Below are 26678 nucleotides of genomic sequence, written 5' to 3'. Positions count from 1 at the left end.
GGCATTCCCTGGTCAGTTTGTTCCAATTTACTGACTTAGGGAATGCCTTTTTTCCATTATATGGAAATCCTGATAGAACGGCTGTTCACTGTTACATGCAGGCAGGATCAAATTGAAAATTCTTCGAAATTGTTCTTGCTATTTCACGGTAAATGTACTAGAATTAAAGCATAAGTGGTGGAAAGTGGTGCAAAGTGGTAGAAAATGGTGGGATAGTGGTCCAAAACCCTACCGATGTACAAGCAGGTGATTGGTATGTTCATGGGTGAATACAATCATACAGTCGATGCAAAGGGGCGTCTCATAGTCCCATCGAAGTTCAGAGAGCAGCTGGGAGAAGAATTCGTCGTTACGAAGGGTTTGGATGGCTGTTTATTTGTGTATGATAATGATGAGTGGACTGCCCTGGAAAATAAATTAAAAAGCCTGCCGCTGACCAACACCAATGCCAGAAAGTTTTCCAGATTCTTTCTGGCCGGAGCAAGCGCCTGCGAAGTGGACAAGCAGGGAAGAATTCTGCTTCCGGCAGTTTTAAGGGAACATGCGGGAATCGAAAAAGACGCAGTTCTTGTAGGAGTGGGAAGCCGTATCGAAATCTGGAACAAGGATGCATGGATCGCAGCCAATACCTATGAAGATATGGAAGAAATCGCGGAAGCTATGGAAGGACTTGGTATATGATGTTTGAACACAAGTCAGTGCTGCTATATGAGACCATTGACAGCCTGAATGTAAAACCAGACGGAATCTATGTAGATGGAACGCTGGGAGGAGGCGGACATGCTTTAGAAGTGTGCAAGCGCCTTGGAACTTACGGAAGATTAATCGGAATTGATCAGGATGGAGACGCCATTAAGGCAGCTACAGAACGGCTGAAGGCTTATGAAGATAAGGTGACGGTCGTAAGGAGCAATTACGAAAACATAAAGACAGTATTAAAGGATTTAGGAATCGAACGAGTGGACGGAATTTACCTGGACCTTGGGGTATCCTCTTACCAGCTTGACATACGGTCAAGAGGATTTACCTACAGGGAAGAAGATGCGCCTTTGGACATGCGTATGGATCAGAGGAATGAACAGACAGCAGCCGATATCGTCAATACCTACAGTGAATTTGACTTATACCGGATCATAAGGGATTACGGAGAAGATAAGTTTGCAAAAAATATTGCAAAGCACATTGTAAGGGAAAGGCAGATAAAGCCCATCGAGACAACAGGAGAGCTGTCTGAGATCATCAAAGGGGCGATTCCTGCAAAGGTAAGGGCAGTGGGTGGACATCCTTCCAAACGGACATTTCAGGCGATACGGATCGAACTGAATAAGGAACTGGAAGTTTTAATGAAGTCCCTTGATACCATGATCGATCTGTTGAATCCGGGCGGACGGTTATCCGTTATCACCTTTCATTCTCTGGAAGACAGGATCGTAAAAACAAGATTTAAGACCAACGAAGACCCATGTATCTGCCCGTCTAATTTTCCGGTCTGTGTTTGCGGAAAAAAGAGCAAAGGCAAGGTGATTACAAGAAAACCAATCGTACCGTCGGAAGAAGAGATTGAAGAAAACAAACGTTCAAAGAGTTCAAAGCTTCGGGTATTTGAACGAATTTAAAAAGGGAGGAAGAGAGAGTGGCTGCAAGAAAGAATGTGCGTTCCTATGGGAGCTCCACTTACGTACAGGGGAATACTGTCCGTAAAACCATGCCGGTTCCTATGCCGGTTCATACACCAGAAGAAATCCGTCGTCCATCAGTTAACCATCAGGTCAGAAGAAATCGTGAAAAGGCCTTGCAGATGGATTTGCCTTATGTGATTATGCTGACCATCGCCGCAGTCTGCACCCTCTGCCTGTGCGTGAATTATCTGCATTTGCAATCCTCTATTACAGCCAGTATTCATGGCGTTGAGCTTTTAGAAGCAAAACTGGAACATTTGAAAACTGAAAATAATGCATTGGAAATGAATATCAACACTTCTGTCGATTTGGATCATGTGTATAAAGTGGCTACTAAGGAACTTGGTATGGTCTATGCGAATAAGGACCAGATCCTTCACTATGATAAGACGGAAAGTGAGTATGTAAGACAGAATGAGGATATCCCGAAGCACTAATAAAAACAGGAATAAAAAGAGTAAGGTATTTCCCCGTTATATGCAGGAAAAGCTGGCGATTACTGTACTGGTAATTACGCTGGCTTTGTTTGCATTAGTTATGACGCTGTATAATCTGATGACAAATAAAAAGGAAGATTACAATCAGATCGTGCTGTCCCAGCAGGAATATGACAGCCGCATCATACCCTTTAAGCGCGGGGACATCATGGACCGCAACGGAACCTATCTGGCGACCAGTGAAAAGGTATATAACTTAATCCTGGATCCCAAACAGATCATGTCAGACCAGGATTCTTACCTCGAACCCAGCGTAACGGCTCTGACAGAATGCTTTGGCTATGACCGGACGGAAATCATGAACCTCATACAGGAAAAGAAAGATAAGCAGTATGTACGCTATGCGAAGCAGCTGACTTATGACGATAAACAAAAATATGATAAGTACAAGGCAGACCAGGCGGATGCGCTGAAAAAAGGCGGGAAGGCCATTAAGGGAATCTGGTTTGAGGATGAGTACAAAAGGGTGTATCCCTATAACTCCATGGGCTGCAATGTCATTGGCTTTGCCAACGGTGACGGCATGGATGGAACCGGTGGGATCGAGCAGTTTTATAATATGACCCTTATGGGAATCAACGGAAGGGAATACGGATACTTAAATGATGACTCCAACTTAGAGAGAGTCATAAAGCCTGCCTCCAATGGCAGCACCGTGGTTTCCACCATGGATGTCAACATACAGAAGATCGTAGAAAAATATATTAATGAATGGGAACAGAATACAGGAAGCAAACGGGTAGGCGTTATCGTTATGGATCCCAATAACGGCGAGGTCCTTGCCATGGCAAATGACAAGGCATTTGATTTAAACAATCCAAGAACCTTAAGGCCGGAGTACACCGATGATGTACTGCGGCAGCTTGGGATCAAGGAAGCCATGGACGATTACAAGAGAAAGAATAAAAACGCCCAGCCATTAACGGAAGCAAACGTTTCAGAGCACTATTCGAATGAAGAGATCATGTCTCTGGGGACTCAGGTGGCATGGAACCAGACCTGGCGTAATTTCTGCATCAGTGACGGATTTGAGCCAGGCTCAACAGAAAAGATTTTTACCATATCTGCCGCCATGGAAGAAGGGGCGATTACCGGAAAGGAAACTTATGAGTGCAACAAGTTCCTTGAAGTGGGAGGGCATAAGATCAACTGCGTCAGCAGATATGGACATGGCCTTATCACTGTAGAGGAAGGCCTGATGAAATCCTGCAACGTGGTCATGATGCGGATTGCTCAGCAGATGGGAAAAGAAAAGTTCTACAAGTATCAGCAGATTTTCGGTTTCGGCTCCAAGACCGGAATTGATCTGCCTGGAGAAGCGGATAATAAGACTCTTGTTTATACTCAGAATACGGCGGGACCTACGGATCTTGCAACCAACTCCTTTGGACAGAATTTCAGCACGACCATGATCCAGATGGCTGCTGCTTATAGCTCTGTGATCAATGGAGGTTCCTATTATGAACCTCATGTGGTGAAGCAGATCCTTAACGAACAGGGTTCTGTCATTAAAAAGGTAGAACCGGTTCTTGTCAGGGAAACAGTATCGGAATCAACCACCAAATTCATCAATGAAGCACTGTTTAAGACCGTCAATGCTGAGGGAGGAACAGGAGGCGCTGCAAGGGTGGTAGGATATAAAGTTGCCGGTAAAACCGGTACTGCGGAGAAGATCCCCCGTGATAAGACCAATTATGTGGTATCCTTCTGCGGTTACGCTCCGGCGGACAATCCTCAGGTTTTGGTTTATGTTGTGGTTGATGAGCCTCATGTGGAGGATCAGCCTCACAGTACCTATGCCAGCCAGATTTTCCAGAAGATTATGGCGGAGATTCTTCCTTATATAAATGTATTTCCGGATACAGACACAGAAACCTCTCCATTGCCGGAAGAAGCAGCAAAACTTCCTGAGCAGGAAGGGATAACCAGTGAAACAGAAAGCGCATCCCAGGGAGAAAATACGTCTGAAGAGTCAGGTGCAGAAGAGACCACTGGGCAGGCTCCTACCATGGAAAACGGAAATCCGATTCCGGATGAGTATTTAAATCCTTCGGAAGAATACGTCAACAGGGAAGAAGGGGATGACGGTTCTGATCTCCCGGCCGCACTTCCGACCGAAGAGACCACGGCCCAATAAGGAACTTTTTTTTAAGAACTCATAAAAAGTCCTGAAATTCATATACTGTAGAAATAATGGTGATGGAGCAGTGCATGAGTTCAAATAAGACACATCACAGAGAAAAAATAGCCATCCTGTTTTTCCTGTTATTTCTTGCCATGACAGGGCTTATGGGGCGGCTTATTTTTCTAATGATCTTTCGTTCGGAACATTACAGTGCTATGGCATTGGACCTTCATGAACGGGAAAGGACCATTAAAGCCGCCAGGGGAAATATCATTGATGCCAATGGAACCGTCATTGCCACCAACCGGACGGTGTGCACCATATCGGTCATACATAACCAGATCAAAAAAGCTGATGAGGTTGTGGCAGTCCTTTCCAAGGAGCTTGGTCTTCAGGAGGAGGAAGTTCGGAAAAAGGTAGAAAAGTACAGTTCAAGGGAAATTATTAAAACCAATGTAGACAAGGCTATGGGAGACATGATCCGGTCCTACCATTTAGACGGGGTAAAAGTGGATGAGGATTACAAGCGTTATTATCCCTATGATACCCTTGCCTCCACAGTTCTTGGCTTTACGGGAGGAGATAATCAGGGCATCATCGGCCTGGAGGTAAAATACGAACCATATTTAAAGGGCCTTAACGGAAAGATCCTGACCATGTCCGACGCAGCAGGAATAGAAATAGAAAATGCGGCGGAGGATAGGATCGAGCCTGTGGCTGGGCAGGATCTGCATATCAGCCTGGATGTCAATGTCCAGCGTTATTGTGAGCAGGCAGCTTATCAGGTTATGGAGAAAAAAGGCGCAAAAAGAGTGTCAATTATTGTTATGAATCCTCAGAATGGGGAAATTATGGCAATGGTAAATGCACCTGAATTTAATTTAAATGATCCGTTTACACTAAGTGCAGACGCCGGAGTCCCGGCATCTGACAAAGAAAAGCAGGATCTGCTAAACAAGATGTGGAGAAATCCCTGTATTAACGACACCTATGAACCAGGATCCACCTTTAAGATCGTTACCGCAGCCGCAGGGCTGGAAGCAGGAGTAGTGAAGCTTGATGACCATTTTTCATGTCCGGGCTTCCGGGTCGTAGAGGACCGTAAAATCCGGTGTCACAAAGTGGGAGGCCATGGCTCGGAAACGTTTCTCCAGGGCATGATGAATTCCTGCAACCCTGTTCTCATCGACGTAGGACAGCGCCTTGGCGTAGATAATTATTATAAGTATTTTGAGCAGTTCGGCTTAAAGGGAAAGACCGGAATCGATCTTCCCGGCGAGGCATCCACTATTATGCATAAAAAAGATAATATGGGGCTTGTGGAGCTGGCAACCGTTTCATTTGGCCAGTCCTTCCAGATCACGCCGCTGCAGCTGATTACGACCGCTTCTGCTATAATTAATGGCGGAAACCGTGTGACACCACATTTTGGAGTGAAGTCAGTAAGCACCGACGGAGCTTCGGTCCATGAATTTACTTATCCGGTAAGCGAAGGGATCATATCTGCCCAGACCAGTGAGACCATGCGTTATATCCTGGAACAAGTTGTGGCGGAAGGAAGTGGAAAAAGAGGGCAGGTCGACGGCTATCGGGTGGGCGGAAAAACAGCGACCTCCGAAAAACTTCCAAGAAGTTTAAAAAAGTACATTTCATCCTTTATAGGCTTTGCACCGGCGGATAATCCCCAGGTGATTGCACTCATTACGATCGATGAACCTGAGGGGATTTATTACGGCGGAACCATAGCTGCACCGGTGATTGCCGACATTTTTAAGAATATTCTTCCATACCTGGGAATAGAGCCAACAGAGGAAAAAACTGCTTCTGCGTTTCGAATCTATGGTTGATTATTCAGGCAAAAAGACGTATACTACTTACTGTGTACTTTTGAAATACAAATACATAAAATATTGAGGTGTGACATGATTAACGAAACGATTCTGGCAATCATCATAGCATTTGCAATCAGCGCCATGCTGTGTCCCATTGTAATACCATTTCTTCACAGATTAAAATTTGGCCAGGAGGTCCGCAAGGAAGGACCTGAAAGCCATTTGAAAAAGCAGGGTACTCCGACCATGGGAGGACTTATCATATTGACCAGCATCATCATTACGTCGCTGTTCTATGTGAGGGAATATCCGAAGATCATTCCTGTGCTTTTTGTGACAGTTGGATTTGGTATCGTTGGGTTCCTTGATGATTACATTAAGATCGTAATGAAGCGGTCAGAGGGGCTTAAGCCTGTTCAAAAGATGGCAGGGCAGTTAATCATTACAGGCATCTTTGCCTATTATCTGCTTCATTCAAAGGATGTGGGGACGGGAATGCTAATTCCCTTTTCCGGAGGCTTTGAAAAAGGGCTGTATCTGAATTTAGGAATATTCTTCGTACCGGCGGTATTTTTTCTCGTAATAGGGACTGATAATGGTGTGAATTTTACCGATGGCCTGGATGGGCTTTGCACCAGTGTGACCATTCTGGTGGCGACCTTTTTAACCGTGGTTTCTATCGGGGAAAATACCGGCATCAGTCCCATTACCGGAGCAGTTGTGGGAAGTCTTTTGGGATTTCTGCTGTTTAATGTGTATCCTGCCAGGGTGTTTATGGGGGATACAGGTTCCCTGGGACTTGGAGGATTTGTTGCTTCCAGCGCCTTTATGATGCAGATTCCTATTTTCCTTGCCATTATCGGTTTTATTTATATGATCGAAGTATTATCCGTTATCATTCAGGTGACATATTTTAAAAGAACAGGCGGAAAGAGGATTTTTAAGATGGCCCCCATCCACCACCATTTTGAACTGAGCGGCTGGTCGGAAACACGGGTGGTAGCGGTATTTGCTATCGTGACTGCGGTTCTTTGCATGCTTGCATACCTTGGATTATAGGAGAGAAACCATATGAATCAGAAAATTTTAGTTGCCGGCAGCGGAAAAAGCGGCATTGCCGCCGTGGGCCTGATCCTTAAAACAGGTGATGAAGTAATTCTTTACGACAGCAATGCTGCCCTTCATAAGGATGAGCTCCTTCATCAGTTTGAAGAGGGAAGGATTTCAGTTTTGTTGGGAGAGCTTAAAAAGGAAGATCTTACAGGGGTAAGCTTATGTGTCATAAGCCCTGGTATATCCTTAGAAGCCCCCTTTGTTGCTGTCCTTAAGGAGGCGGATATCCCGGTCTGGAGTGAAATTCAGCTGGCTTATCACCATGCCAAAGGAAAGCTGGCGGCAATCACTGGGACCAATGGTAAGACAACCACTACGGCCCTTATCGGGCAAATCATGAAAGCATATTATGACCATGTGTTTGTAGTGGGCAATATTGGGGTCCCGTATACAGAGGAAGCATTAAAGACGACTGAGGATTCGGTAACGGTAGCAGAGGTCAGCAGCTTTCAGCTGGAGACGATCACCGACTTCCGTCCGGATGTGAGCGCGATCCTGAACATAACGCCAGACCACCTGGATCGTCATAAAACAATGGAATGCTACATAGAAGTAAAGGAACGAATAACATCAAACCAGAGACCTCAGGATTTTTGTATCTTAAATTACGATGATCCTGTTTTGCGTGAGTTTGGAAAAACCATCAGACCAAAGGCTGTCTATTTTAGCAGCCGCCAGTCTTTAGCAGAAGGCTACTGCATGGATGGGGATAAGATTATCCGCAACCATGATGGGGAGAGGACAGAGATCGCAGACATTCGCGAGATACAGCTCTTAGGCCGCCATAACCATGAGAACATCATGGCCGCAGCTGCTATATCTGCTGAAATGGGAGTTCCCATGGAGGTCATCGCTCAGGTGATCAGGGAATTCAAGGCGGTAGAGCATCGGATTGAATTTGTTGCGGAAAAGGCCGGAGTGAAATATTACAATGATTCCAAGGGAACCAATCCGGATGCAGCGATCCAGGCAATAAAAGCCATGCCAGGGCCAACGTTACTCATTGCCGGAGGTTATGATAAGAACTCCCAGTATGATGAGTGGATTGAATCCTTTGACGGTAGGGTTAAATATATGGTGCTTCTGGGGCAGACCAGGGAAAAGATCGCTGAGTGTGCAGCCAGACATGGTTTTACCAATGTAATGTATGCAGAAGATATGCAGGAAGCAGTAAAAGTATGCGCTTCTTATGCCAACAGAGGAGATCATGTGCTCTTATCACCGGCCTGCGCCAGCTGGGGGATGTTTAAGTGCTATGAAGAACGCGGCGAAATCTTTAAGGAAAGTGTCAGAAATTTATAAAAGCAATGAACCATGCAGAAACATGTGTAAAATATTTGCGTGGGAGCTTGCTCACTAAGCAAATATTTTACACATGTTTCTATAGGGCGAACGCCCGTTATTCATCATTTGGCGGTGCCCTTCCGCCAAATGATGAATGCATGGTGGGTGATATATATAAATAAAAATGAATCAACAGTTGGCGAGGAGGAATGATATGGCAGAAAAAGGGCCAGTGAAGAAAAAAAACAAACCGCGCCGTTTTTATGATTACAGTCTTCTGTTTACTGTTATATTTTTGTCTGTTTTTGGTTTGGTCATGATTTACAGCGCCAGCTCTTATGCAGCTCAGCTTAAATTCAATGACGCCGCTTATTTCATGATGAGGCAGGCCAAGATAGCCCTGGCAGGCTTTGTTATCATGATTGTGATATCCAAACTGGATTACCACTGGTACGCGAAGTTCGCTGTGTTTGCTTATGCTCTTTCTTATGTCTTGATGATTACCGTATCCTTAGTTGGACGTAAAGTAAATGGTAAGAGAAGGTGGCTGGGAGTGGGAAGCCTTTCCTTTCAGCCTACGGAATTTGTAAAAATTGCTCTGATTGTCATGCTTGCTGTTCTGATTGTTCAGATGGGAAGGAATATTAACACGAGAAATGGCGTTCTACTGGTTATTGTGACGACCCTTCCCATAGCTGGAATCGTAGCGGCAAATAACTTAAGCTCCGGAATCATCATCATTGGGATCGCTTTTGTCATGCTGTTTGTGGCATGTAAAAAGAAATGGCCGTTTTTTGCCTGTGGTCTTGCAGGCGTAGGCGCGCTGGCCTTTGCAGGACCAATGGCTGCTGTTCTGGAAAAGCTTAATATTCTTCATGATTACCAGCTGGGCCGTATCCTGGTATGGCTGGAGCCGGAGGCTTATCCCTCGACCGGAGGTTATCAGGTGCTTCAGGGGCTGTATGCCATAGGTTCCGGCGGCCTGGTAGGCAGAGGGCTGGGAGAGAGCATACAGAAGATGGGGTTTGTACCGGAAGCACAAAATGATATGATTTTTTCCATCATCTGTGAAGAGCTTGGGCTTTTCGGAGCGGTTTCTGTAATTTTGATATTCCTTTTCATGATCTACCGGTTCATGCTCATTGCGGATAATGCACCGGATTTGTTTGGGGCTTTGCTTGTTGTAGGTGTTATGGGACATATTGCCATACAGGTTATCTTAAATATTGCGGTTGTAACCAATACCATCCCAAATACCGGTATCACCCTTCCTTTTATCAGCTATGGAGGTACCTCTGTTCTTTTTCTGATGATGGAAATGGGCATGGTTTTAAGCGTTTCCAACCAGATAAAGCTGGAAAAATAATGGGATGTGAAAACATTCTCTCACTTTTAACATAGGATAGTATATAAGAAGCCATGGGAGGTACCGGATTGTCAGTCATACAGGTCCAGGGGTTACGATCCTTAAAAGGTGAGATAAAAATTCAGGGTTCCAAGAATGCTGTTCTGCCCATGATGGCAGCGGCGGTTCTCCATAAAGGTACAACAGTGATTCATAATGTCCCCAGGATACAGGATGTGTTCTGTATGCTGGGGATACTTGAGCATATTGGATGTATATGCTGCTTTGACGGCCATTCCTTGACAATTGATGCTCGGGATTTGACACAGGCGGAGATACCGGAAGAGTATATAAAAAGCATGCGTTCGTCTATTATGCTCTCCGGTTCCTTGCTTGGAAGGACTGGCAATGCGGTCACCAGCTTCCCTGGAGGATGTTCCATAGGAGAGCGGCCCATAGACTTACACTTATCTGCCTTTCGGAAACTTGGTGCTATCATTGAGGAAAAAGGTGATAAGCTTATAGTGTCCGCAAATCAGTTGACGGGCAGCCATATTTATTTTCCCTTTCCCAGCGTGGGAGCTACGGAAAATGCCCTGATGGCAGCTGTGTATGCCCAGGGGATTACCGTGATACATGGAGCAGCAAAGGAGCCGGAGATCATCACCCTATGTGAATTTTTAAACAATATGGGGGCTAAAATACATGGAACCGGTACTTCCATTCTGACAGTCACAGGCGTAAACGAGCTTTGTGACTCTGAATTTACTGTGGCAGGGGACAGAATTGTCGCAGGAACCTATTTAATGGCTGTCATGGCTGCTGAGGGAGATGTCGTAATACAGGGAATCCAACCCGGACATTTAGCTTCCGCCATCTCACTTGCCGATAGAATGGGCGCGGAGCTGAAACGGTATGAAAGCTGCCTGGAAGTATCCATGAGGGGACGCCCCGATTGTGTAGATGTCATAACAGAACCCTATCCGGGCTTTCCCACGGACCTTCAGTCACAGCTAATGGCGGTCATGGCATCCGCAAAAGGTACCGGCAGAATTAAAGAAACGATCTTTGAGGGAAGATTTGGAACTGCAAAGGAGTTGCATAAGCTTGGCGCAGATATTATAATAGAGGGGAAGCGTGCTGACATACGGGGACTTTATCCTTTAAAGGGAAACCGTGTAACAGCTACGGACCTGCGGGGAGGCGCGGCTCTTGTAGTTGCAGGGCTGGCATGTGAGGGCGTGACTGAGATTCATGAGTGCCATCATATTGAACGAGGATATGAAGACATCTGCCGTGACTTGAGCAGTCTTGGTGCAGCGATCAGAGGGATGCAATGAATGATTTAAAAAAGAGCAGAAGAAAAATTAAGTTTGGAATTACAGCTGCCGTGATCTTGTTGGGAACTGCCATCTTTTTGTCGCTGCAGATCAGGAATATTACGGTGAGCGGTAATAAAAAGTATACATCGGAACAGATCGTTGATATTTTGTTCAAGGACAGCTGGGACCGGAATGCGGTTTTTTGTCTCTATAAGGATCGTTTTAAAAAACATGAACAGATCCCTTTTGTAGAAGATTACAAAATCGTATTCTTAAGCCCGGTAAGAGTGGAAGTGATCGTCTATGAGAAATCGGTGGTAGGCTATGTATCCTATATGGGCAGTTATATGTATTTTGATAAGGACGGGATCGTGGTAGAGAGCTCCAGCGGAAAACTGGAAGGAGTTCCTTGGGTCACGGGGCTGCAGTTCGGGCATATTGCCCTGCACCAGCCCCTTCCGGTGGAAAAGGGGAAGATTTTCAATGAAATTCTGAACCTGACTCAGCTTTTATCAACGAAGGCGATTCCTGTTGACCAGATCCGTTATGATTCCCGGGGGGATGCTACTCTTGTTATGGGAGAGATTCGTGTTTTCCTTGGAAGCTATGACCAGATGAATGGAAAAATCTCTGAGCTGAAGGATCAGCTTCCTGTTTTAGAAGGTTTGTCAGGGATTCTATATCTGGATACTTATGATGAGGCGGAAACAGTCACATCTTACCGTTTTGTGAAGAATTAATGAATTTACATAATTTGCTTGGAATTTTGTTTAAAAAGTGGTTGATATTTTTGGTAAAATCAAATATTATATTAATTAGGTTTATAGAGTAAGCTGTTTATGGTTAAAGGAGGATATAATCTTGTTAGAGATTAAGATAAATGAGGCGGACAATGCCGCAAGAATTCTGGTAATCGGAGTAGGCGGTGCTGGAAATAATGCGGTCAACCGCATGATTGATGAGAATATAGCTGGTGTGGAATTTCTAGGAATCAACACGGACAAGCAGGCTTTACAGTTTTGTAAGGCTCCTACAGCCATGCAGATCGGAGAGAAACTGACCAAAGGTCTTGGTGCAGGTGCCAAGCCCGAGATCGGTGAAAAAGCGGCAGAGGAGAATGCGGACGAGCTGGCTCAGACCATGAAGGGCGCGGATATGGTATTCGTTACCTGCGGAATGGGAGGCGGTACCGGTACCGGAGCTGCACCTGTTGTGGCTAAGATCGCAAAAGATATGGGCATTCTAACCGTTGGTGTTGTAACAAAGCCATTCCGCTTTGAAGCAAGAACCCGTATGAGCAATGCCGTTAACGGTATTGAGCGTTTAAAAGAGAGCGTAGATACATTAATCGTTATCCCTAATGACCGTCTTCTGGAAATCGTAGACAGACGTACTACCATGCCGGATGCCTTAAAGAAGGCAGATGAAGTCCTTCAGCAGGCCGTACAGGGTATTACGGATTTAATTAATGTACCCGGACTTATTAACCTGGACTTTGCAGATGTACAGACTGTCATGACAGATAAGGGCATTGCCCACATCGGTATCGGAAGGGCAAAGGGTGATGAGAAGGCATTAGAAGCCGTGAAGCAGGCGGTATCCAGTCCATTGCTTGAAACTACCATTGAGGGCGCTTCTCACGTCATCATCAACATTTCCGGTGATATCAGCCTGGTTGAGGCCAATGAAGCAGCCAGCTACGTTCAGGAGATGGCAGGAGATGATGCCAATATTATCTTTGGAGCAATGTATGATGAGAATGCTCATGATGAAGCCAGCATCACCGTGATCGCTACAGGTCTGGACATGCAGGCTGAGACTCCGGTATCCAAAGTTATGACGAATTTTTCCAACTCTAACTATAAACAGCCGAAAGCACCGGCACAGACCCAGGCCGGGAATCAGGAGGCAGCCGCCACTGCAGCAACCCCTGGATATAACCAGAATTATAATCCTAATTACGGGAATGCGAATTATTCCAATCCAGCTTACAACAATCAGAATTATCCAAATAATAACAGCAACTATAATAACCAGAATTATGGAAATCAGAACTACGGTTCAGGGAATTATCAGAAACCGAATTATGCAGGGCAGAATAACCCTCAGGGTACTCCCCAGGGAGGCGGACAGCCTTATCGCCCGACTGTGAATAAGGAAGTTCAGATCAATATTCCTGATTTTTTGAGAAATAAAAGATAAAATTTATCAGATTACATAATCAGGCAGGTTCCGATGAACCTGTCTGTTTTTGAAATACCCTGCATGGGCAGATAAGATGAAACACCCTACGGGTATACCTTTATGCCCAAAAAGCATGGGCAGATAAGATGAAAGGAGTGGCAGAATGTCAGAGAGAGAACAGGATTGGGAGATTTCAGAGGATTACTACAACAGCGGAGAAGATGAAAGAAGCCTGTCTCTGGAAGATTTTATCACAGAGTCAGATAAACAGGCGGCTGACTTTGAGCCTTTCGGTCAATCGGATGAGTTGTTGAAAAAGACAATAGCAGATGTTCATCAGGTGCTGGTGCTGGCTCAGGAAGGAAAGAATATTGCTGAGATTGCTTTCATTACCGGACTACAGGAGAAATATGTTTATGATATACAGGTTTGTGCCCAGGGATTCAGGGAGGATGACGAGATTGCCGTGGCTCATCTGGTACTGGGATAAAGGAGGGATTTTGGGATGATGAAGAAGATTTGTCCGATTTGTGATCTTCCGGTTAATGAGGCGAATTATTGCCCGAGGTGCAGGAAGTTGATCCGACAGCCCCTTTTGTGGAATTCGGAGTATTATTTGAATGAGAGGCGCCCGGCTAATAACGGCCATAATGTTCATAAGCCAGATGGAGCCGGAAAGCCGCAGAAAAGGAATGTACAGGGAGCGGCAGGACGGAAAAGTACGATTGAGAGGCCGGTAAACCCCAGGCAAAATGTAGGAAGACCTTCCTCTAAGCCGGCCGGCAGCCATAATCCGCCACAGACTTCCCGGCCAGGCCAGGAAAAAGGAAAGAAGAATTCCACTGTGCCTGTGGTGATATCCATTGCTCTGTTTGCTCTTATCAATATTCTTCCAAGGATCATTGGAACGGTAAACCGGGCCATAACGGACGAAAAGATCAGTAACTATGAGACAGTCGTTCCATATGATGATTCCGGCTTTACGGAGCTTTTGGAAGAGGATGTAAAGGCAATTGGGGAGTCTTGTAACGGCTATGATCATTTTCCAGTTGACGGCAGACAGGTGGCAGCTTCCATGGAGCAGTTTTTTAACGAAACCAACTATGGCTATGAGATAGAAGAGGGTGCTGTTTATTCTGATAATTATCAGTTTGAAGATGAGGGCGGCCCAATATCCTATTATGAGACCGTGGAAAGCTTCACCTTTGAAGATGAGGCAACCAGTCAGCTGGATCCAGGAGATGAAGATTACGTATATCAGTATGTAGATATTAATTATGATACTGCCACCGGAGAGCTTCATGATTATATTTCTTCCCTGAAAGACCGGGAAAATTCCCTTGTCTTTTTAGGAGAGTTTTTAAGGCTTGTAGAAACAGAAGCAGGTATTCCTCAGGAAGAAAGCAGCATTCCTGCTATTATGGAACAGGCCGGGACAGGAGAATGGCAGGAAGATGGAGCGTTCATTACAGAAGGGATGTTTGATATCAACCTTTATCTTACCAAGGATGGGGTCAGAATTTACGTTTCTTACAGCAATCCTCAGGTGATGGAAAGCCAGGAGACGTAAGCAGAATCTATTGCGGGAAGCAATTTTTTGTGGTAAAGTGTTAAAATAATAAAAAGCAGCTTTTTGGGCATGCCATGGCGCTAATGATGAAACGAATGATAGGAGACAGACAGCATGAAAATTAAAGATATATTGAGCCAGGGAAAGCCAACCCTATCCTTTGAAGTGTTTCCTCCCAAAACTGAGGATAAATATGAGTCAGTGGAACAGGCTGCGTCAGAGATCGCAAAGCTGAAACCAGCTTTTATGAGCGTCACTTACGGAGCAGGCGGAGGAACCAGCCAATATACCGTTGATATCGCTTCTGCACTCCATCACCAGCATCATGTGACGGCTCTGGCTCATTTAACCTGTGTAACCTCTACCAAAGAAAAGGTACACCAGGTTCTTGGTGAACTGAAAGAGGCTGGAATTGAAAATGTGCTTGCTCTCAGGGGAGATATGCCTACCGATGCTCCTGCTAAAAAGGAATACCATTACGCCTCTGAGCTGATCAGGGAGATAAAGGAAGCCGGGGATTTCTGCATTGGCGCGGCCTGCTATCCGGAAGGTCATGTGGAATCCGTCAGCAAGACCATTGATATGGATTACTTAAAACAGAAAGTGGAAGCAGGCTGCGATTTCGTTACCACCCAGATGTTTTTTGACAATAATATTTTATACAATTACCTGTATCGCATCCGGGAAAAAGGAATTACGGTTCCGGTCGTTGCAGGAATCATGCCTGTCACCAATGTAAAGCAGATCATCCGAAGCTGCCAGCTGTCAGGTACCTATCTGCCTTCCCGTTTCAAGGCTATAGTGGACAGGTTCGGAGATAATCCGGCAGCCATGAAGCAGGCGGGAATTGCTTATGCCACAGAACAGATCATTGACCTTATCGCCAACGGAGTGAATGCCATCCATGTTTATTCCATGAATAAGCCGGATGTGGCGTTAAAAATCAAGGAGAACCTTTCCGAGATATTGTGATTCTTTTAACCAGGGTCCGGCTCCTTTAAAAAAGGGGCGGACCCATTTAAAATGAAAAAACGGAGGAACAGCAATGGAAATCAGCCGAAGAGAGATCCGGCGATATCTGGGATACGGGAAAAATGAAGGTGATGAAGCCGTAAATACCCTGATTGAGGAATGTATCAGGGAGCTAATGGCTGCGGCATCTCCTAAAAGCATAAGCCGGGTATATCCCCTGGAGCTGCTTTCTGATGACTGGATCGATTTTACCGTATTTAAGACCAGAAGCCGTAATTTAAGCCGTAATTTACAGGACTGTGAACAGGTGATCTTATTTGCCGCTACGTTAGGTGCAGGGGTGGATGTGCTGCTGCATAAGTATACAAAACTGCAGATGAGCAAGGCGGTCACCATGCAGGCAGCGGCCACCGCCATGATTGAGGAATATTGTGATGAAGAGAACCGGAAGCTGAAGGAGGAGTATGAGGACAGGCAGCTGTATTTAAGACCCAGGTTCAGCCCGGGCTACGGAGACTTCCCTTTAGAATGCCAGAAGGATATTACGACAGTTTTAGAAACGCCTAAAAGGATCGGTATCATGCTGACGGACAGCCTTCTCATGACCCCTTCCAAGTCTGTCACTGCGGTGATGGGAGTCAGCGGAAAGCCTTACCGTTGTGAGATAAAGGGATGCGAATCCTGTGGAAAAACGGACTGTGCATACCGGAGAGATTAGAAGATACAAACGCAGATGGAGGGAATGTATGGCAGCGATTTTAGAAGAGATAAAGAAGAGGATTGTATTTTTTGACGGCGGAACGGGAAGCCTTTTGCAGGCAAACGGCCTGGAACCGGGAGAACTGCCGGAAACATGGAATGTAAAGCATCCGGATATCATTACAAAGCTTCACCGTGATTATCTGGAAGCAGGTGCAGACATCATAAAAACAAATACCTTTGGAGCCAATGGATTGAAATTTTATAAAGGTGCGGAATTCGATCTGGAAGAGGTAGTGACTGCAGCCTTAAAAAATGCAAAGAATGCGGTGGAGACAGCTTCTTATCCGGCCGGAAAGGAAAAGGGGTATATTGCCCTTGATTTAGGCCCTACAGGAAAGCTTTTAAAGCCTTTAGGAGATCTGGCCTTTGAGGAAGCTTACAAAATGTTTTCCCAGGTAGTTAAAATCGGAGAGCGGGAGGGAGCGGACCTGGTGCTCATTGAGACCATGAGCGACAGCTATGAGGCCAAGGCGGCTGTACTGGCTGCAAAGGAAAACTGCAGTCTTCCCGTATTCGTGACCACGATTTTTGATGATAAAGGAAAGCTTTTAACCGGAGGTAATGTTGAATCTACCGTTGCCCTTTTAGAAGGTCTGGGAGTTGATGCCCTGGGAATCAACTGCGGCCTGGGTCCGATACAGATGAAGGGCATTTTAAGGGATATCATGAAGGTGGTTTCCATACCGGTCATCGTCAATCCCAATGCAGGACTTCCAAGAAGCGAAGGAGGAAAAACGGTATATGATATCGATGCGGCTGAGTTTGCGGCTGCTATGAAGGAAATTGCAGAGGAAGGAGCCTGTGTGATCGGCGGCTGCTGCGGAACCACGCCAGAACATATTGAGAAAACAGTGGCTCTCTGCAAAGATCTTCCTGTGAGACTGCCGGATAAGAAAAACCGTACCGTGATCTCTTCCTATGCACAGGCGGTTGTGATTGACAGGGAACCGATCATCATCGGAGAGAGGATCAATCCAACGGGAAAATCCAAATTCAAGCAGGCCCTTCGGGATCATAACCTGGAATATATTCTCCGTGAGGGAGTGGCTCAGCAGGACAATGGAGCACATGTCCTGGATGTGAATGTGGGACTTCCTGAAATTGATGAGCCTTCCATGATGGTGGAAGTGATAGGGGAGCTTCAGAGCATCATCGACCTGCCTCTTCAGATCGATACCTCCAATATAGAGGCAATGGAACGGGCAATGAGGGTTTATAATGGAAAGCCTCTTATTAATTCCGTAAATGGGAAAAAAGAAGTGATGGAGGCTATTTTTCCTCTGGTAAAACAATATGGAGGCGTTGTGGTCGCTCTTGCCCTTGATGAAGACGGCATTCCTGAAACAGCAGAAGGCAGGATCGCTGTTGCAAAGAAAATCTACAATAAGGCCGCAGAATATGGAATTGATAAGAAAGACATTATAATAGATGCCCTCTGCATGACCGTAAGCTCTGACAGCCGGGGAGCACTGACGACCCTTGAAACTTTAAGACGGGTCAGAGATGAGCTGGGAGGCAGGACCATACTTGGCGTTTCCAACATTTCCTTCGGCCTCCCGCAGAGAGAAATCATCAATGCCGCCTTTTTCACAATGGCCCTTCAAAACGGCCTAAGCGCGGCCATCATAAACCCCAATTCAGAAGCCATGATGCGTTCCTATTACAGCTTTCTGACTCTTGCGGATATGGATCCTCAGTGCAGCGGCTACATCGCGGTTTACAGCGGCCAGGTAGCTACTCTGGGTGAGACCGTGAGGCAGGGGACCTCTTCTCTGTCAGGAGGCGTTTCCGGAGGGGAGATGTCCCTGCCAGAAAGCATTGCAAAAGGCCTTAAAGACCGTGCATATGCAGCAGTAACAGAGCTTTTAAGAGAGCAGGAGCCTTTAACCATTATAAATGGGGAGATGATTCCGGCACTTGACCGGGTGGGAAAGGGCTTTGAAAACGGAACCGTATTCCTTCCGCAGCTTCTGATGAGTGCAGAAGCGGCCAAGGCCGCCTTTGAAGTCATAAAAGAGAAGATGGCGGAAGGCGGCGTGGCACAGGAGAAAAAAGGAAGGATCATCCTGGCTACGGTCAAGGGAGATATTCACGATATCGGAAAGAATATTGTTAAGGTCCTCCTGGAAAACTACGGCTATGACGTTATTGATCTGGGAAAAGACGTTCCTCCGGAAAAAATCGTGGAAACTGCAGTAAAGGATGAAGTAAAGCTGGTAGGCTTAAGCGCCCTCATGACCACCACCGTCCCCAGCATGGAAGAGACCATCAGACAGCTTAGGGAAACCGCTCCTTCCACAAAAGTAATGGTAGGAGGTGCGGTTCTTACGGAAGGATATGCAAAAACCATTGGTGCGGATCAGTACTGCAGGGATGCCATGGCTTCTGTGAATTATGCGGAAGGACTATTTCAGGTAAAATAAGACGACGATTGACAAATATCGAATGAATGGTATAATATCCACGAAAGCAATGAGTAGTGCGAAACAGGGCATGAAAAGATTTTCGTTGTGCTCGCACATAAGAAAATCTTTTTATGGCTTGTTTCATAGGGTGAATGCCCGTGAGGGATCGAATCCGGAGGATTCGATCCCTGCACTACAGATTTACGATACAAAATATCTGGAGGTAAAAATGGGAAAGATTATTTTAACAGGGGACCGGCCCACCGGTAAGCTCCATATCGGCCACTACGTTGGTTCATTAAAGCGCAGGGTGGAGCTGCAGAATTCCGGTGAATTTGACGAGATTTTTATCATGATAGCGGATGCACAGGCACTTACGGACAATGCCGATAATCCGGAAAAAGTTCGTCAAAATATCATAGAGGTTGCGCTGGATTACCTTTCCTGCGGTCTGGACCCGAAGAAATGCACCCTTTTCATCCAGTCCCAGATCCCGGAGCTTACGGAACTGTCCTTTTACTATATGAACCTGGTAACCGTATCCAGGCTGCAGCGGAATCCTACGGTAAAATCCGAGATCGCCATGAGAAACTTTGAAACCAGCATCCCAGTAGGCTTCTTCACCTATCCGATCAGCCAGGCAGCTGACATTACAGCGTTCCAGGCTACCACAGTGCCCGTTGGAGAGGATCAGGAGCCCATGATCGAGCAGACCAGGGAAATTGTACGGAAGTTCAATTCCGTCTACGGCGATGCCCTAGTGGAGCCGGAGATCCTGCTTCCGAATAATAAAGCCTGTTTACGTCTTCCTGGAACCGACGGAAAAGCCAAGATGAGCAAGTCCCTTGGAAACTGCATCTATTTATCTGATCCGGAAGAAGAAGTAAAGAAAAAGGTCATGAGCATGTATACAGACCCGAATCACATCCAGGTTTCCGACCCGGGAGAAGTGGAAGGAAATACGGTATTCACCTACCTTGATGCATTCTGCAAAGATGAAGATTTTGAAAAATATCTGCCGGATTATAAGAATCTTGACGAGCTTAAAGACCACTATAAACGGGGAGGCTTAGGCGATGTGAAGGTGAAGCGGTTCTTAAACAGCATCCTTCAGGCAGAGTTAGAGCCTATCCGCAGAAGAAGAAAAGAATACGAGGCAAACATCCCTTACGTATACCAGATATTAAAAGAGGGAAGTGACAAAGCTGAGGCAATGGCAGCCAGGACCTTAAAGGGTGTGAAAGATGCCATGAAGATCAATTATTTTGATGATCTGGAGTACATTGAGGAGCAGGCAAGGAAGTATAAGGGCCAGGAATAGAGGCGTATATGAAGATTGTTTCCATCACCGAGATCTTACAATGCAATGAATATATTAAAAACAAAGGTTTGGAATTCAAGATCCATTTAAGGGACGCCTGCGGGAAGCAATCCTGCTGGATCGAGCCATTCCAGGAAACACCCAGCAGCGTACAATGGGAGGAGCTTTATGAAGCTCTGGAGGAGTTTTTTGGCAGACTACGTTATAAGCTGGAATACGGAGAAGATAAAACAGACTTCTGGCTGTTGTGATATCTGAGACAGGAAAGCCGGGAAGGTACAATAGAAGCTTATTCTTTGTACCTCCCCGGCTTTTTTCTATACCAAAAACCAAATCTAAACGTTGAGCTTTCCACATAGTAACACGTACCTTTCCCCTCATATTCTCAGGTTCCCCCCTGAACAACAGCCAAACTGTAAATACACGCGTTAACAGTCCATGTTAAATAAGCAGTATTAATTACTTGCTTTCCAAATATTAATCTAACTAATAAATCAAATTAAAATTAATAATAAATAAAAGATTAAAATTTTATTAAATTTTCTTGAAGAATTGAGAAAAAACAGTTATAATAAAATGGTAACTTAAAAACGAGAATCTCTCAAAATAAAATGAAAAGGAGTTTTACCATGGAGCAGTTTTTTAAACTCAAGGAAAATGGAACGAATGTTACTACTGAGATTATTGCTGGAATTACCACATTTTTTGCCATGGCGTACATAATTATCGTGAACCCGAATACTTTAAGCCAGGCAGGAATGGAATGGGGAGCAGTATTTTTAGCAACCATTATTTCTGCGATTATAGGGACTTTAGTTATGGGGCTTGTAGCCAATGTACCCTATGCTCAGGCACCAGGTATGGGTTTGAATGCTTTTTTTGTTTACACTGTTTGCTTTGGACTGAAATTTACATGGCAGCAGGCTTTATCAATGGTTTTCGTCTGCGGACTCCTTAACATTTTCATCACAGTAACCAGGATACGTAAGTATATCATCAAAGCCATTCCAGTAAGTCTGCAGAATGCCATCGGCGGAGGCATTGGTATCTTTATTGCATACATAGGTCTTCTGAATGCAGGTGCCATCAATTTTGCAGCAGGCGTTCCTGCAATGTCAGTGATTTCAACAAAAGCTCTTATTTTATTTATGATTGGTCTTGTATTAATTGTTATATTAACCGTTATGGATGTAAAAGGCGGTATATTAATCGGTATTATTTTAACAACTTTGATCGGTATTCCGTTAGGCATTACAAAGACAGGAGATACCGTGAACTTTTCAGAAGCTTTATCAGTGCTTCCAACGACGTTCGGAGTAATTTTTACGGCAGAAGGACTTCCCGCCTTATTTAGTGATGCGGCTAAGCTTCCTCTGGTATTAATAACTATTTTCTCATTCAGCTTATCCGATACCTTTGATACCATCGGAACTTTTATTGGAACAGGCCGCAGAAGCGGAATCTTTAGTGCGGAAGATGAAGCTTCCTTAGAGTCGGGCAAAGGGTTCTCTTCCAAGATGGATAAAGCGTTATTTGCAGATGCAACAGCGACTTCCATTGGAGCCATTTTTGGTACCTCAAACACAACCACTTATGTGGAAAGTGCAGCAGGTATCGGAGCTGGCGGACGTACCGGGCTTACTTCCGTAGTTGTAGCTGTTTGTTTTGCCGTAAGTGCATTCTTAGCCTCCTTTATCAGCGCAATTCCATCTGTAGCAACGGCTCCGGCTCTTGTTATTGTTGGCTGTATGATGATTTCTTCGTTTAAGGAGATTGACTGGAGTCAGTTAGAAGAATCAGTTCCTGCCTTCTTTGCTGGCGTGTTTATGGCACTTTGCTACAGCATTTCCTATGGAATTGCAACAGCATTTATTTTCTACTGCATCGTAAAGATCTGTAAAAAGAAAGCAAATGAGTTAAATCCTATTATTATAATAGCAACCATTCTGTTTATTGTAAACTTTGCATTACAGGCTTTTCTGTAAGTTCAGGTTTTAGAATATTCATTGGTGGATCCTGCAGAAATTACAAGCTTTTGTCCCTGTATCACGCAGGGGCAGAAGCTTTTTTCTCATTAAAGGAAAAATCAGTAATAATTATCAATGTCAGTGTTGAAATTACTGGTAAAATGTGATATGATGATTCTATGAATTAGGACAAACTAACTCATAATAATAATGGAAATAAGCCATATTAATGGAGTATGGCTGCCAAGGCGGATCAAAATTTTGATTAAGTCAGCAGCTTAGAGAACGGCATCAGAAGTGTTACCAATATGATGATGAAAGATGATAAGGTAACTTAAAAAGAATTCCCGTAAGGGATCCTTTCCATAGTGGAAACCATATAAAAGAAAAGGAGATAAACCATGAATTATCTGGAGATTGAAAAAGTAATAGGAAGAGAAATAATTGATTCCAGAGGAAATCCTACCGTAGAGGCTGAGGTACATCTTGCAGATGGGACTATGGCCAGAGGAGCGGCGCCAAGCGGTGCTTCTACCGGTGAGTTTGAGGCTCTGGAGCTTCGGGATGGGGACAAGGCCCGTTATGGCGGAAAAGGTGTCTTAAATGCGGTTCATAATATTAACACAGTGATCCATTACGCGATCACTGGAATGGATGCTTCCGACATTTACGCCATTGACCAGGCTATGATTACCGCAGATGGGACACAGGATAAGTCCAGACTGGGAGCCAATGCCATATTGGCAGTATCCATCGCCTGTGCCAGGGCGGCGGCTATGAGCATGGGAATTCCCCTTTACCGTTTCTTAGGCGGAATAACCGGCAATCGTCTCCCGGTTCCTATGATGAATATTTTAAACGGTGGAGCTCATGCTGCCAATACCGTAGATGTACAGGAATTTATGATCATGCCGGCAGGAGCCTCCAGTTTTAAAGAAGGTCTCCGGTGGTGTACAGAAGTATTCCATTGCCTGGCGTCCATATTAAAGGCAAAGGGCCTGGCTACCGCAGTAGGAGATGAAGGCGGTTTTGCTCCGGATGTGGATAGTGACGAGGCTGCCATTGAATTGATTCTTGAGGCCATCAGAAAAGCAGGATATGAACCAGGGCGTGATTTTGTTCTGGCTATGGACGCGGCTTCCAGTGAATGGAAGGGTGCAAAGAAGGGCGAGTATATCCTTCCTAAGTGCGGCAAGCATTTTACCTCTGCAGAACTCATCGAGCACTGGAAAAGGCTGTGTGAAAAATATCCTATTTATTCCATTGAGGATGCTCTTGATGAAGAAGACTGGGAAGGCTGGGAATTGCTTACGAAAGAATTGGGCAGCAAGATCCAGCTGGTTGGTGACGACCTGTTTGTAACGAATACAGAGCGTTTAAAGAGAGGAATCTTAAACGGATGCGGCAATTCCATTCTGATTAAGCTGAACCAGATCGGTTCCGTTTCGGAAACTCTTGAAGCGATTAAGATGGCTCACAGTGCAGGTTACACGGCCATTGCTTCCCACCGTTCCGGTGAAACGGAAGATACCACCATTGCAGATCTGGCGGTTGCTCTTAATACGTGTCAGATCAAGACGGGAGCACCAAGCAGAAGCGAACGTGTGGCAAAATATAACCAGCTGCTTCGGATCGAAGAAGAGCTGGGAGAAAGTGCGGTTTATCCGGGAATGGATGCATTCCATATCCGGCGGTCATAAGGAATGGAGAAAGGCCCGGCAGGTCTGGCATTTTAGACCTGCCGGGCCTTTTTTACTTCTGAAGCAGCGAAACTTAAGCTTGGTATTTTGTTTCGCAGACTCTTTGTTCCGGATTGGAAAAGGAATTGATGAAAGGGACAAAGGATGATATGCTATAAGCCATAAGAAGCTAATGCCTGTTTGAAAAAACGGGAAAAAAGGTGCGATCCGCGAAGACGGTAAACGGAGTAATTGATTGTATTTACAGAAAAAGATAGAGGAAAAATCGGGAATATACAAGGCTTTCTTTCAATACAATGAACAATAGCGTAATGGTGCCAAGGGCATTTTCCGGCAGAGAAATAATGTATTTGAAAGTGAGATGAAAAAGTTGGCAGAAGTAAAACGGATCAGATGCGGAAGTGTGAACACCTATCTGATTGAGGAACATGGAAGAGCCGTTCTTGTAGATACCGGAAGGAACGGATTTGAAGAAAAAGTACTGGCCCAGTGCCGGAAAACGAAGGTGGAACTGATTGTGCTCACCCATGGTCATGCGGACCATGTGCAGAATACAGCCTATCTTAGAAAGGAACTGGGAGTACCGGTGGCCCTTCATAAAGAAGATTTAAGCCTTATAAAGGACAATTTTACGGAACCTCTCCGTTTTCAGGGAATGTTAGGAATGGCGGTTGCGGAGGTTACAGCGAAAAGTTTTGAAACGGACCGGATACCAGAGTTTATCCCGGAAATCTTTATCGGTGAAGGTGACTGGCTGAAGGATTATGGAATCAATGCCAGGATCATGGGGCTGCCGGGGCATACCAGAGGGTCCATAGGAATTGATCTTGATGAAAAGGCTGTCATAGTAGGTGATGCGCTGATGAATATGTTTTATCCCGGGTTGTCCCTGGTGTATTGGAACAGGGCGGAGATGTTAAAAAGCGCGGATAAGATTAGCGCTCTTGGCGCAAGAAAGGTATATTTCGGTCATGGAAGTCCGGTGGAAAACCGGGCGTGGAACAGGACAGGGATTTAGACAAAGGTTTAAGACGGTATGGTACGGATTTATCTGGAAACGTATGAAGTAACCCAGAGTAAGGAAAAGAGGGAGCAGGAACACGGGCTTGGAAAAGAGCTTCTTCGAATGGGACTTAAGGAGTTATATGGAATGGACTTTGAATTAAATGACCAGCCGGTCATTTTAAAAGAAGAGCATGGCAAACCATATTTAAAGGACTTTCCTCACATCCATTATAACATCAGCCACACAGATGGCCTGGTAGCCTGCGCAATTGGAGACAGGCAGGTGGGGATCGATGTGGAGAGGATACGGCCCTTCCGGCAAAATATCCTTAAAAAGGTTTTTTCTGATGCCGAAAGACACCGTATGGAGGAAATACCGGAGTCAGAGCGTTCCCAGTATTTCTTTCGCATATGGACATTAAAGGAAAGCTGCTTAAAAGCGGCAGGCCTAGGTATTACCGTCCCCCTGACTTCCATTTCTTTTGAATGGAAGGAGGAGGCTTCTTTTGCATGCTCTGTCCCAGGAGCATCCTTCCATCAGACCATGCTGAAGGGGGGCTATGTACTTTCCATATGCACTCTGGGTGATGAGGAAATTAATTTTGGGCAGAACCTTGTTTTTTCTGCCGGAGCTGAAAGCCTTTTGACCGGGCCTTGCTTTCAGAAACCATAAGGCCGGCCAGGGTCATCACGATTCCGCAGGCAGACTGGAAACTGATGCGTTCGTCAAGCAGAAGCATGGATGAGATCACGGTGATTACCGGGACTGCATAGATGTAGACGCTGGTCTTTACAGAGCCCAGTTCCTTTACGGCAAAATTCCAGGTGGCAAAGCATAGGGCGGAAGCGCCCAGGCCCAGAAACAGAATATTTAATAAATTCTTTGTGTCAGCAAGGCGGTAAAAGCCCAGACGGAAAGGGAGAATTGCCAGTGCAGGAACCATGAACAGAAGGCCGTAGAAGAAAATACGCCTTGTTGTTTCAACGGTCCCATGGCCGTATTCTCCTATTTTTTTTGTAATTACGGAATATGCGGCCCAGGTAACAGCGGCAGCAAGTGCAAGAAAATCTCCCTTGGGGTTTATCTTCATGCCGGCTGACTTCTGAAAGCTGATCAGGCTGATTCCAATGATAGCAATTAAAAATCCGGCCAGGAACCGGGGACCGGGTTTTTCCCCTTTTAAGAACAGCCAGTCAAACAGGGCTGTAAAAAATGGGGCTACGGCAATGATTACGCTGACGTTGGCGGCAAGGGTTATGGTAAGCGCAAAATTTTCCATAAGAAAATATAAAGTAACGCCGCATATTCCGGCGGCTGCGAAAAGAAATTCCTGTTTTTTGCTTTTTGTCCGCAAAAGGCGGGGACAAGCCAGCCATAAGGCAACATAGCCGATGAGAAAGCGGAAAAACAAAATTTCAAGAGGAGTAAAAGCCTCAAGAAGAACTTTGGTTGAGATAAAAGTGGTTCCCCATACGAATATGGAGAATCCGGCGGCCAGATGTCCGTATAAATTGTTCTGCTTATTCATAATTGTCTTCTCCTGTAAGTAATTTTATTAGATTTTAACACAGATCATTAAAAATGTCTTGCAGAA

Annotated in this window: 23 protein-coding genes; 22 read left to right on the top strand and 1 reads right to left on the bottom strand. The window is 45.2% G+C overall.

What is annotated here, in order from left to right:
* Positions 1–255: 255 nt before the first annotated feature.
* From mraZ to BMX69_RS10135, 22 genes are all read left to right on the top strand, one after another.
* A complete protein-coding gene (mraZ, locus tag BMX69_RS10240; protein WP_025233638.1) occupies positions 256–681 on the top strand; it encodes a division/cell wall cluster transcriptional repressor MraZ in 426 nt (141 codons plus the stop codon).
* Positions 678–1616 (top strand): 16S rRNA (cytosine(1402)-N(4))-methyltransferase RsmH, encoded by a 939-nt coding sequence (rsmH, locus tag BMX69_RS10235; protein WP_100042284.1) that lies wholly within the window; start codon positions 678–680, stop codon positions 1614–1616. The genes mraZ and rsmH overlap by 4 nt, the downstream gene beginning before the upstream one ends.
* 17 nt (positions 1617–1633) lie before the next feature.
* On the top strand, positions 1634–2116 hold the full coding sequence (locus tag BMX69_RS10230; protein WP_054789930.1) for a hypothetical protein: 483 nt from the start codon (positions 1634–1636) through the stop codon (positions 2114–2116).
* 40 nt (positions 2117–2156) lie between these two features.
* Positions 2157–4313, top strand: coding sequence for a peptidoglycan D,D-transpeptidase FtsI family protein (locus BMX69_RS10225; RefSeq protein ID WP_100042283.1), 2157 nt, complete (start codon positions 2157–2159; stop codon positions 4311–4313).
* Positions 4314–4387: 74 nt separating this feature from the next.
* Positions 4388–6148: a peptidoglycan D,D-transpeptidase FtsI family protein gene (locus BMX69_RS10220; RefSeq protein ID WP_092250948.1), complete on the top strand. Its 1761-nt coding sequence runs from the start codon at positions 4388–4390 to the stop codon at positions 6146–6148.
* A gap of 75 nt (positions 6149–6223) precedes the next feature.
* On the top strand, positions 6224–7192 hold the full coding sequence (gene mraY / locus BMX69_RS10215; RefSeq protein ID WP_054789931.1) for a phospho-N-acetylmuramoyl-pentapeptide-transferase: 969 nt from the start codon (positions 6224–6226) through the stop codon (positions 7190–7192).
* 12 nt (positions 7193–7204) lie between these two features.
* The gene (gene murD, locus BMX69_RS10210) at positions 7205–8548 is read left to right on the top strand and encodes a UDP-N-acetylmuramoyl-L-alanine--D-glutamate ligase (protein ID WP_054789932.1); all 1344 of its coding nucleotides are present in this window, start codon (positions 7205–7207) and stop codon (positions 8546–8548) included.
* 196 nt (positions 8549–8744) lie between these two features.
* On the top strand, positions 8745–9896 hold the full coding sequence (locus tag BMX69_RS10205; RefSeq protein ID WP_025233631.1) for an FtsW/RodA/SpoVE family cell cycle protein: 1152 nt from the start codon (positions 8745–8747) through the stop codon (positions 9894–9896).
* A gap of 68 nt (positions 9897–9964) precedes the next feature.
* On the top strand, positions 9965–11215 hold the full coding sequence (gene murA / locus BMX69_RS10200) for a UDP-N-acetylglucosamine 1-carboxyvinyltransferase (RefSeq protein WP_100042282.1): 1251 nt from the start codon (positions 9965–9967) through the stop codon (positions 11213–11215).
* Positions 11212–11937 carry a cell division protein FtsQ/DivIB gene (locus BMX69_RS10195; protein WP_100042281.1) on the top strand — a complete coding sequence of 242 codons (726 nt, stop codon included), beginning with the start codon at positions 11212–11214 and terminating at the stop codon, positions 11935–11937. The genes murA and BMX69_RS10195 overlap by 4 nt, the downstream gene beginning before the upstream one ends.
* 121 nt (positions 11938–12058) lie before the next feature.
* Complete coding sequence (gene ftsZ, locus BMX69_RS10190; RefSeq protein WP_054789933.1) at positions 12059–13399, top strand: cell division protein FtsZ; 1341 nt, start codon at positions 12059–12061, stop codon at positions 13397–13399.
* Between the two features lie 145 nt (positions 13400–13544).
* Positions 13545–13871 carry a hypothetical protein gene (locus BMX69_RS10185; protein WP_054789934.1) on the top strand — a complete coding sequence of 109 codons (327 nt, stop codon included), beginning with the start codon at positions 13545–13547 and terminating at the stop codon, positions 13869–13871.
* A gap of 15 nt (positions 13872–13886) precedes the next feature.
* Positions 13887–14951, top strand: coding sequence for a hypothetical protein (locus tag BMX69_RS10180; RefSeq protein WP_100042280.1), 1065 nt, complete (start codon positions 13887–13889; stop codon positions 14949–14951).
* Positions 14952–15065: 114 nt separating this feature from the next.
* Positions 15066–15923 (top strand): methylenetetrahydrofolate reductase [NAD(P)H], encoded by an 858-nt coding sequence (gene metF, locus BMX69_RS10175; protein WP_025233625.1) that lies wholly within the window; start codon positions 15066–15068, stop codon positions 15921–15923.
* A gap of 73 nt (positions 15924–15996) precedes the next feature.
* Entirely contained in the window at positions 15997–16641 is a 645-nt protein-coding gene (locus BMX69_RS10170) for a vitamin B12 dependent-methionine synthase activation domain-containing protein (RefSeq protein WP_092250934.1), read from the top strand.
* 28 nt (positions 16642–16669) lie between these two features.
* On the top strand, positions 16670–19108 hold the full coding sequence (locus BMX69_RS10165; protein ID WP_100042279.1) for a homocysteine S-methyltransferase family protein: 2439 nt from the start codon (positions 16670–16672) through the stop codon (positions 19106–19108).
* 211 nt (positions 19109–19319) lie between these two features.
* Entirely contained in the window at positions 19320–20411 is a 1092-nt protein-coding gene (gene trpS, locus BMX69_RS10160; protein WP_054789937.1) for a tryptophan--tRNA ligase, read from the top strand.
* 8 nt (positions 20412–20419) lie between these two features.
* Complete coding sequence (locus tag BMX69_RS10155) at positions 20420–20662, top strand: RDAC family protein (protein WP_100042278.1); 243 nt, start codon at positions 20420–20422, stop codon at positions 20660–20662.
* 378 nt (positions 20663–21040) lie between these two features.
* On the top strand, positions 21041–22396 hold the full coding sequence (locus BMX69_RS10150; protein ID WP_054789938.1) for an NCS2 family permease: 1356 nt from the start codon (positions 21041–21043) through the stop codon (positions 22394–22396).
* Positions 22397–22779: 383 nt separating this feature from the next.
* A complete protein-coding gene (gene eno, locus BMX69_RS10145; RefSeq protein WP_054789939.1) occupies positions 22780–24078 on the top strand; it encodes a phosphopyruvate hydratase in 1299 nt (432 codons plus the stop codon).
* A 361-nt stretch (positions 24079–24439) separates the two neighbouring features.
* Positions 24440–25096, top strand: a complete 657-nt coding sequence (locus BMX69_RS10140) for an MBL fold metallo-hydrolase (RefSeq protein ID WP_242941401.1) — start codon at positions 24440–24442, stop codon at positions 25094–25096.
* Between the two features lie 18 nt (positions 25097–25114).
* A complete protein-coding gene (locus tag BMX69_RS10135) occupies positions 25115–25756 on the top strand; it encodes a 4'-phosphopantetheinyl transferase family protein (RefSeq protein ID WP_100042277.1) in 642 nt (213 codons plus the stop codon).
* On the opposite strand, the gene BMX69_RS10130 is transcribed toward BMX69_RS10135, so the two are convergent.
* Complete coding sequence (locus tag BMX69_RS10130; protein ID WP_100042276.1) at positions 25680–26612, bottom strand: DMT family transporter; 933 nt, start codon at positions 26610–26612, stop codon at positions 25680–25682. The genes BMX69_RS10135 and BMX69_RS10130 overlap by 77 nt on opposite strands.
* Positions 26613–26678: the final 66 nt, after the last annotated feature.

Source organism: Lacrimispora sphenoides JCM 1415 (assembly GCF_900105615.1).
Classification (GTDB): domain Bacteria; phylum Bacillota; class Clostridia; order Lachnospirales; family Lachnospiraceae; genus Lacrimispora; species Lacrimispora sphenoides.
Note: the sequence above shows the minus strand (reverse complement) of the source record. Positions and strands in the feature narration are given on the sequence as shown.

What these genes read in the sequence shown, in the direction of transcription:
- BMX69_RS10150 (WP_054789938.1), top strand. Translation starts at nt 21,041, where the DNA reads ATGGAGCAGTTTTTTAAACTCAAGGAAAATGGAACGAATGTTACTACT.
- BMX69_RS10180 (WP_100042280.1), top strand. Translation starts at nt 13,887, where the DNA reads ATGATGAAGAAGATTTGTCCGATTTGTGATCTTCCGGTTAATGAGGCG.
- BMX69_RS10205 (WP_025233631.1), top strand. Translation starts at nt 8,745, where the DNA reads ATGGCAGAAAAAGGGCCAGTGAAGAAAAAAAACAAACCGCGCCGTTTT.
- BMX69_RS10185 (WP_054789934.1), top strand. Translation starts at nt 13,545, where the DNA reads ATGTCAGAGAGAGAACAGGATTGGGAGATTTCAGAGGATTACTACAAC.
- BMX69_RS10135 (WP_100042277.1), top strand. Translation starts at nt 25,115, where the DNA reads ATGGTACGGATTTATCTGGAAACGTATGAAGTAACCCAGAGTAAGGAA.
- BMX69_RS10225 (WP_100042283.1), top strand. Translation starts at nt 2,157, where the DNA reads ATGCAGGAAAAGCTGGCGATTACTGTACTGGTAATTACGCTGGCTTTG.
- BMX69_RS10170 (WP_092250934.1), top strand. Translation starts at nt 15,997, where the DNA reads ATGGAAATCAGCCGAAGAGAGATCCGGCGATATCTGGGATACGGGAAA.
- eno (WP_054789939.1), top strand. Translation starts at nt 22,780, where the DNA reads ATGAATTATCTGGAGATTGAAAAAGTAATAGGAAGAGAAATAATTGAT.
- BMX69_RS10195 (WP_100042281.1), top strand. Translation starts at nt 11,212, where the DNA reads ATGAATGATTTAAAAAAGAGCAGAAGAAAAATTAAGTTTGGAATTACA.
- murD (WP_054789932.1), top strand. Translation starts at nt 7,205, where the DNA reads ATGAATCAGAAAATTTTAGTTGCCGGCAGCGGAAAAAGCGGCATTGCC.
- BMX69_RS10165 (WP_100042279.1), top strand. Translation starts at nt 16,670, where the DNA reads ATGGCAGCGATTTTAGAAGAGATAAAGAAGAGGATTGTATTTTTTGAC.
- BMX69_RS10220 (WP_092250948.1), top strand. Translation starts at nt 4,388, where the DNA reads ATGAGTTCAAATAAGACACATCACAGAGAAAAAATAGCCATCCTGTTT.
- trpS (WP_054789937.1), top strand. Translation starts at nt 19,320, where the DNA reads ATGGGAAAGATTATTTTAACAGGGGACCGGCCCACCGGTAAGCTCCAT.
- metF (WP_025233625.1), top strand. Translation starts at nt 15,066, where the DNA reads ATGAAAATTAAAGATATATTGAGCCAGGGAAAGCCAACCCTATCCTTT.
- rsmH (WP_100042284.1), top strand. Translation starts at nt 678, where the DNA reads ATGATGTTTGAACACAAGTCAGTGCTGCTATATGAGACCATTGACAGC.
- BMX69_RS10140 (WP_242941401.1), top strand. Translation starts at nt 24,440, where the DNA reads ATGAAAAAGTTGGCAGAAGTAAAACGGATCAGATGCGGAAGTGTGAAC.
- BMX69_RS10155 (WP_100042278.1), top strand. Translation starts at nt 20,420, where the DNA reads ATGAAGATTGTTTCCATCACCGAGATCTTACAATGCAATGAATATATT.
- mraZ (WP_025233638.1), top strand. Translation starts at nt 256, where the DNA reads ATGTTCATGGGTGAATACAATCATACAGTCGATGCAAAGGGGCGTCTC.
- BMX69_RS10130 (WP_100042276.1), bottom strand. Translation starts at nt 26,612, where the DNA reads ATGAATAAGCAGAACAATTTATACGGACATCTGGCCGCCGGATTCTCC.
- mraY (WP_054789931.1), top strand. Translation starts at nt 6,224, where the DNA reads ATGATTAACGAAACGATTCTGGCAATCATCATAGCATTTGCAATCAGC.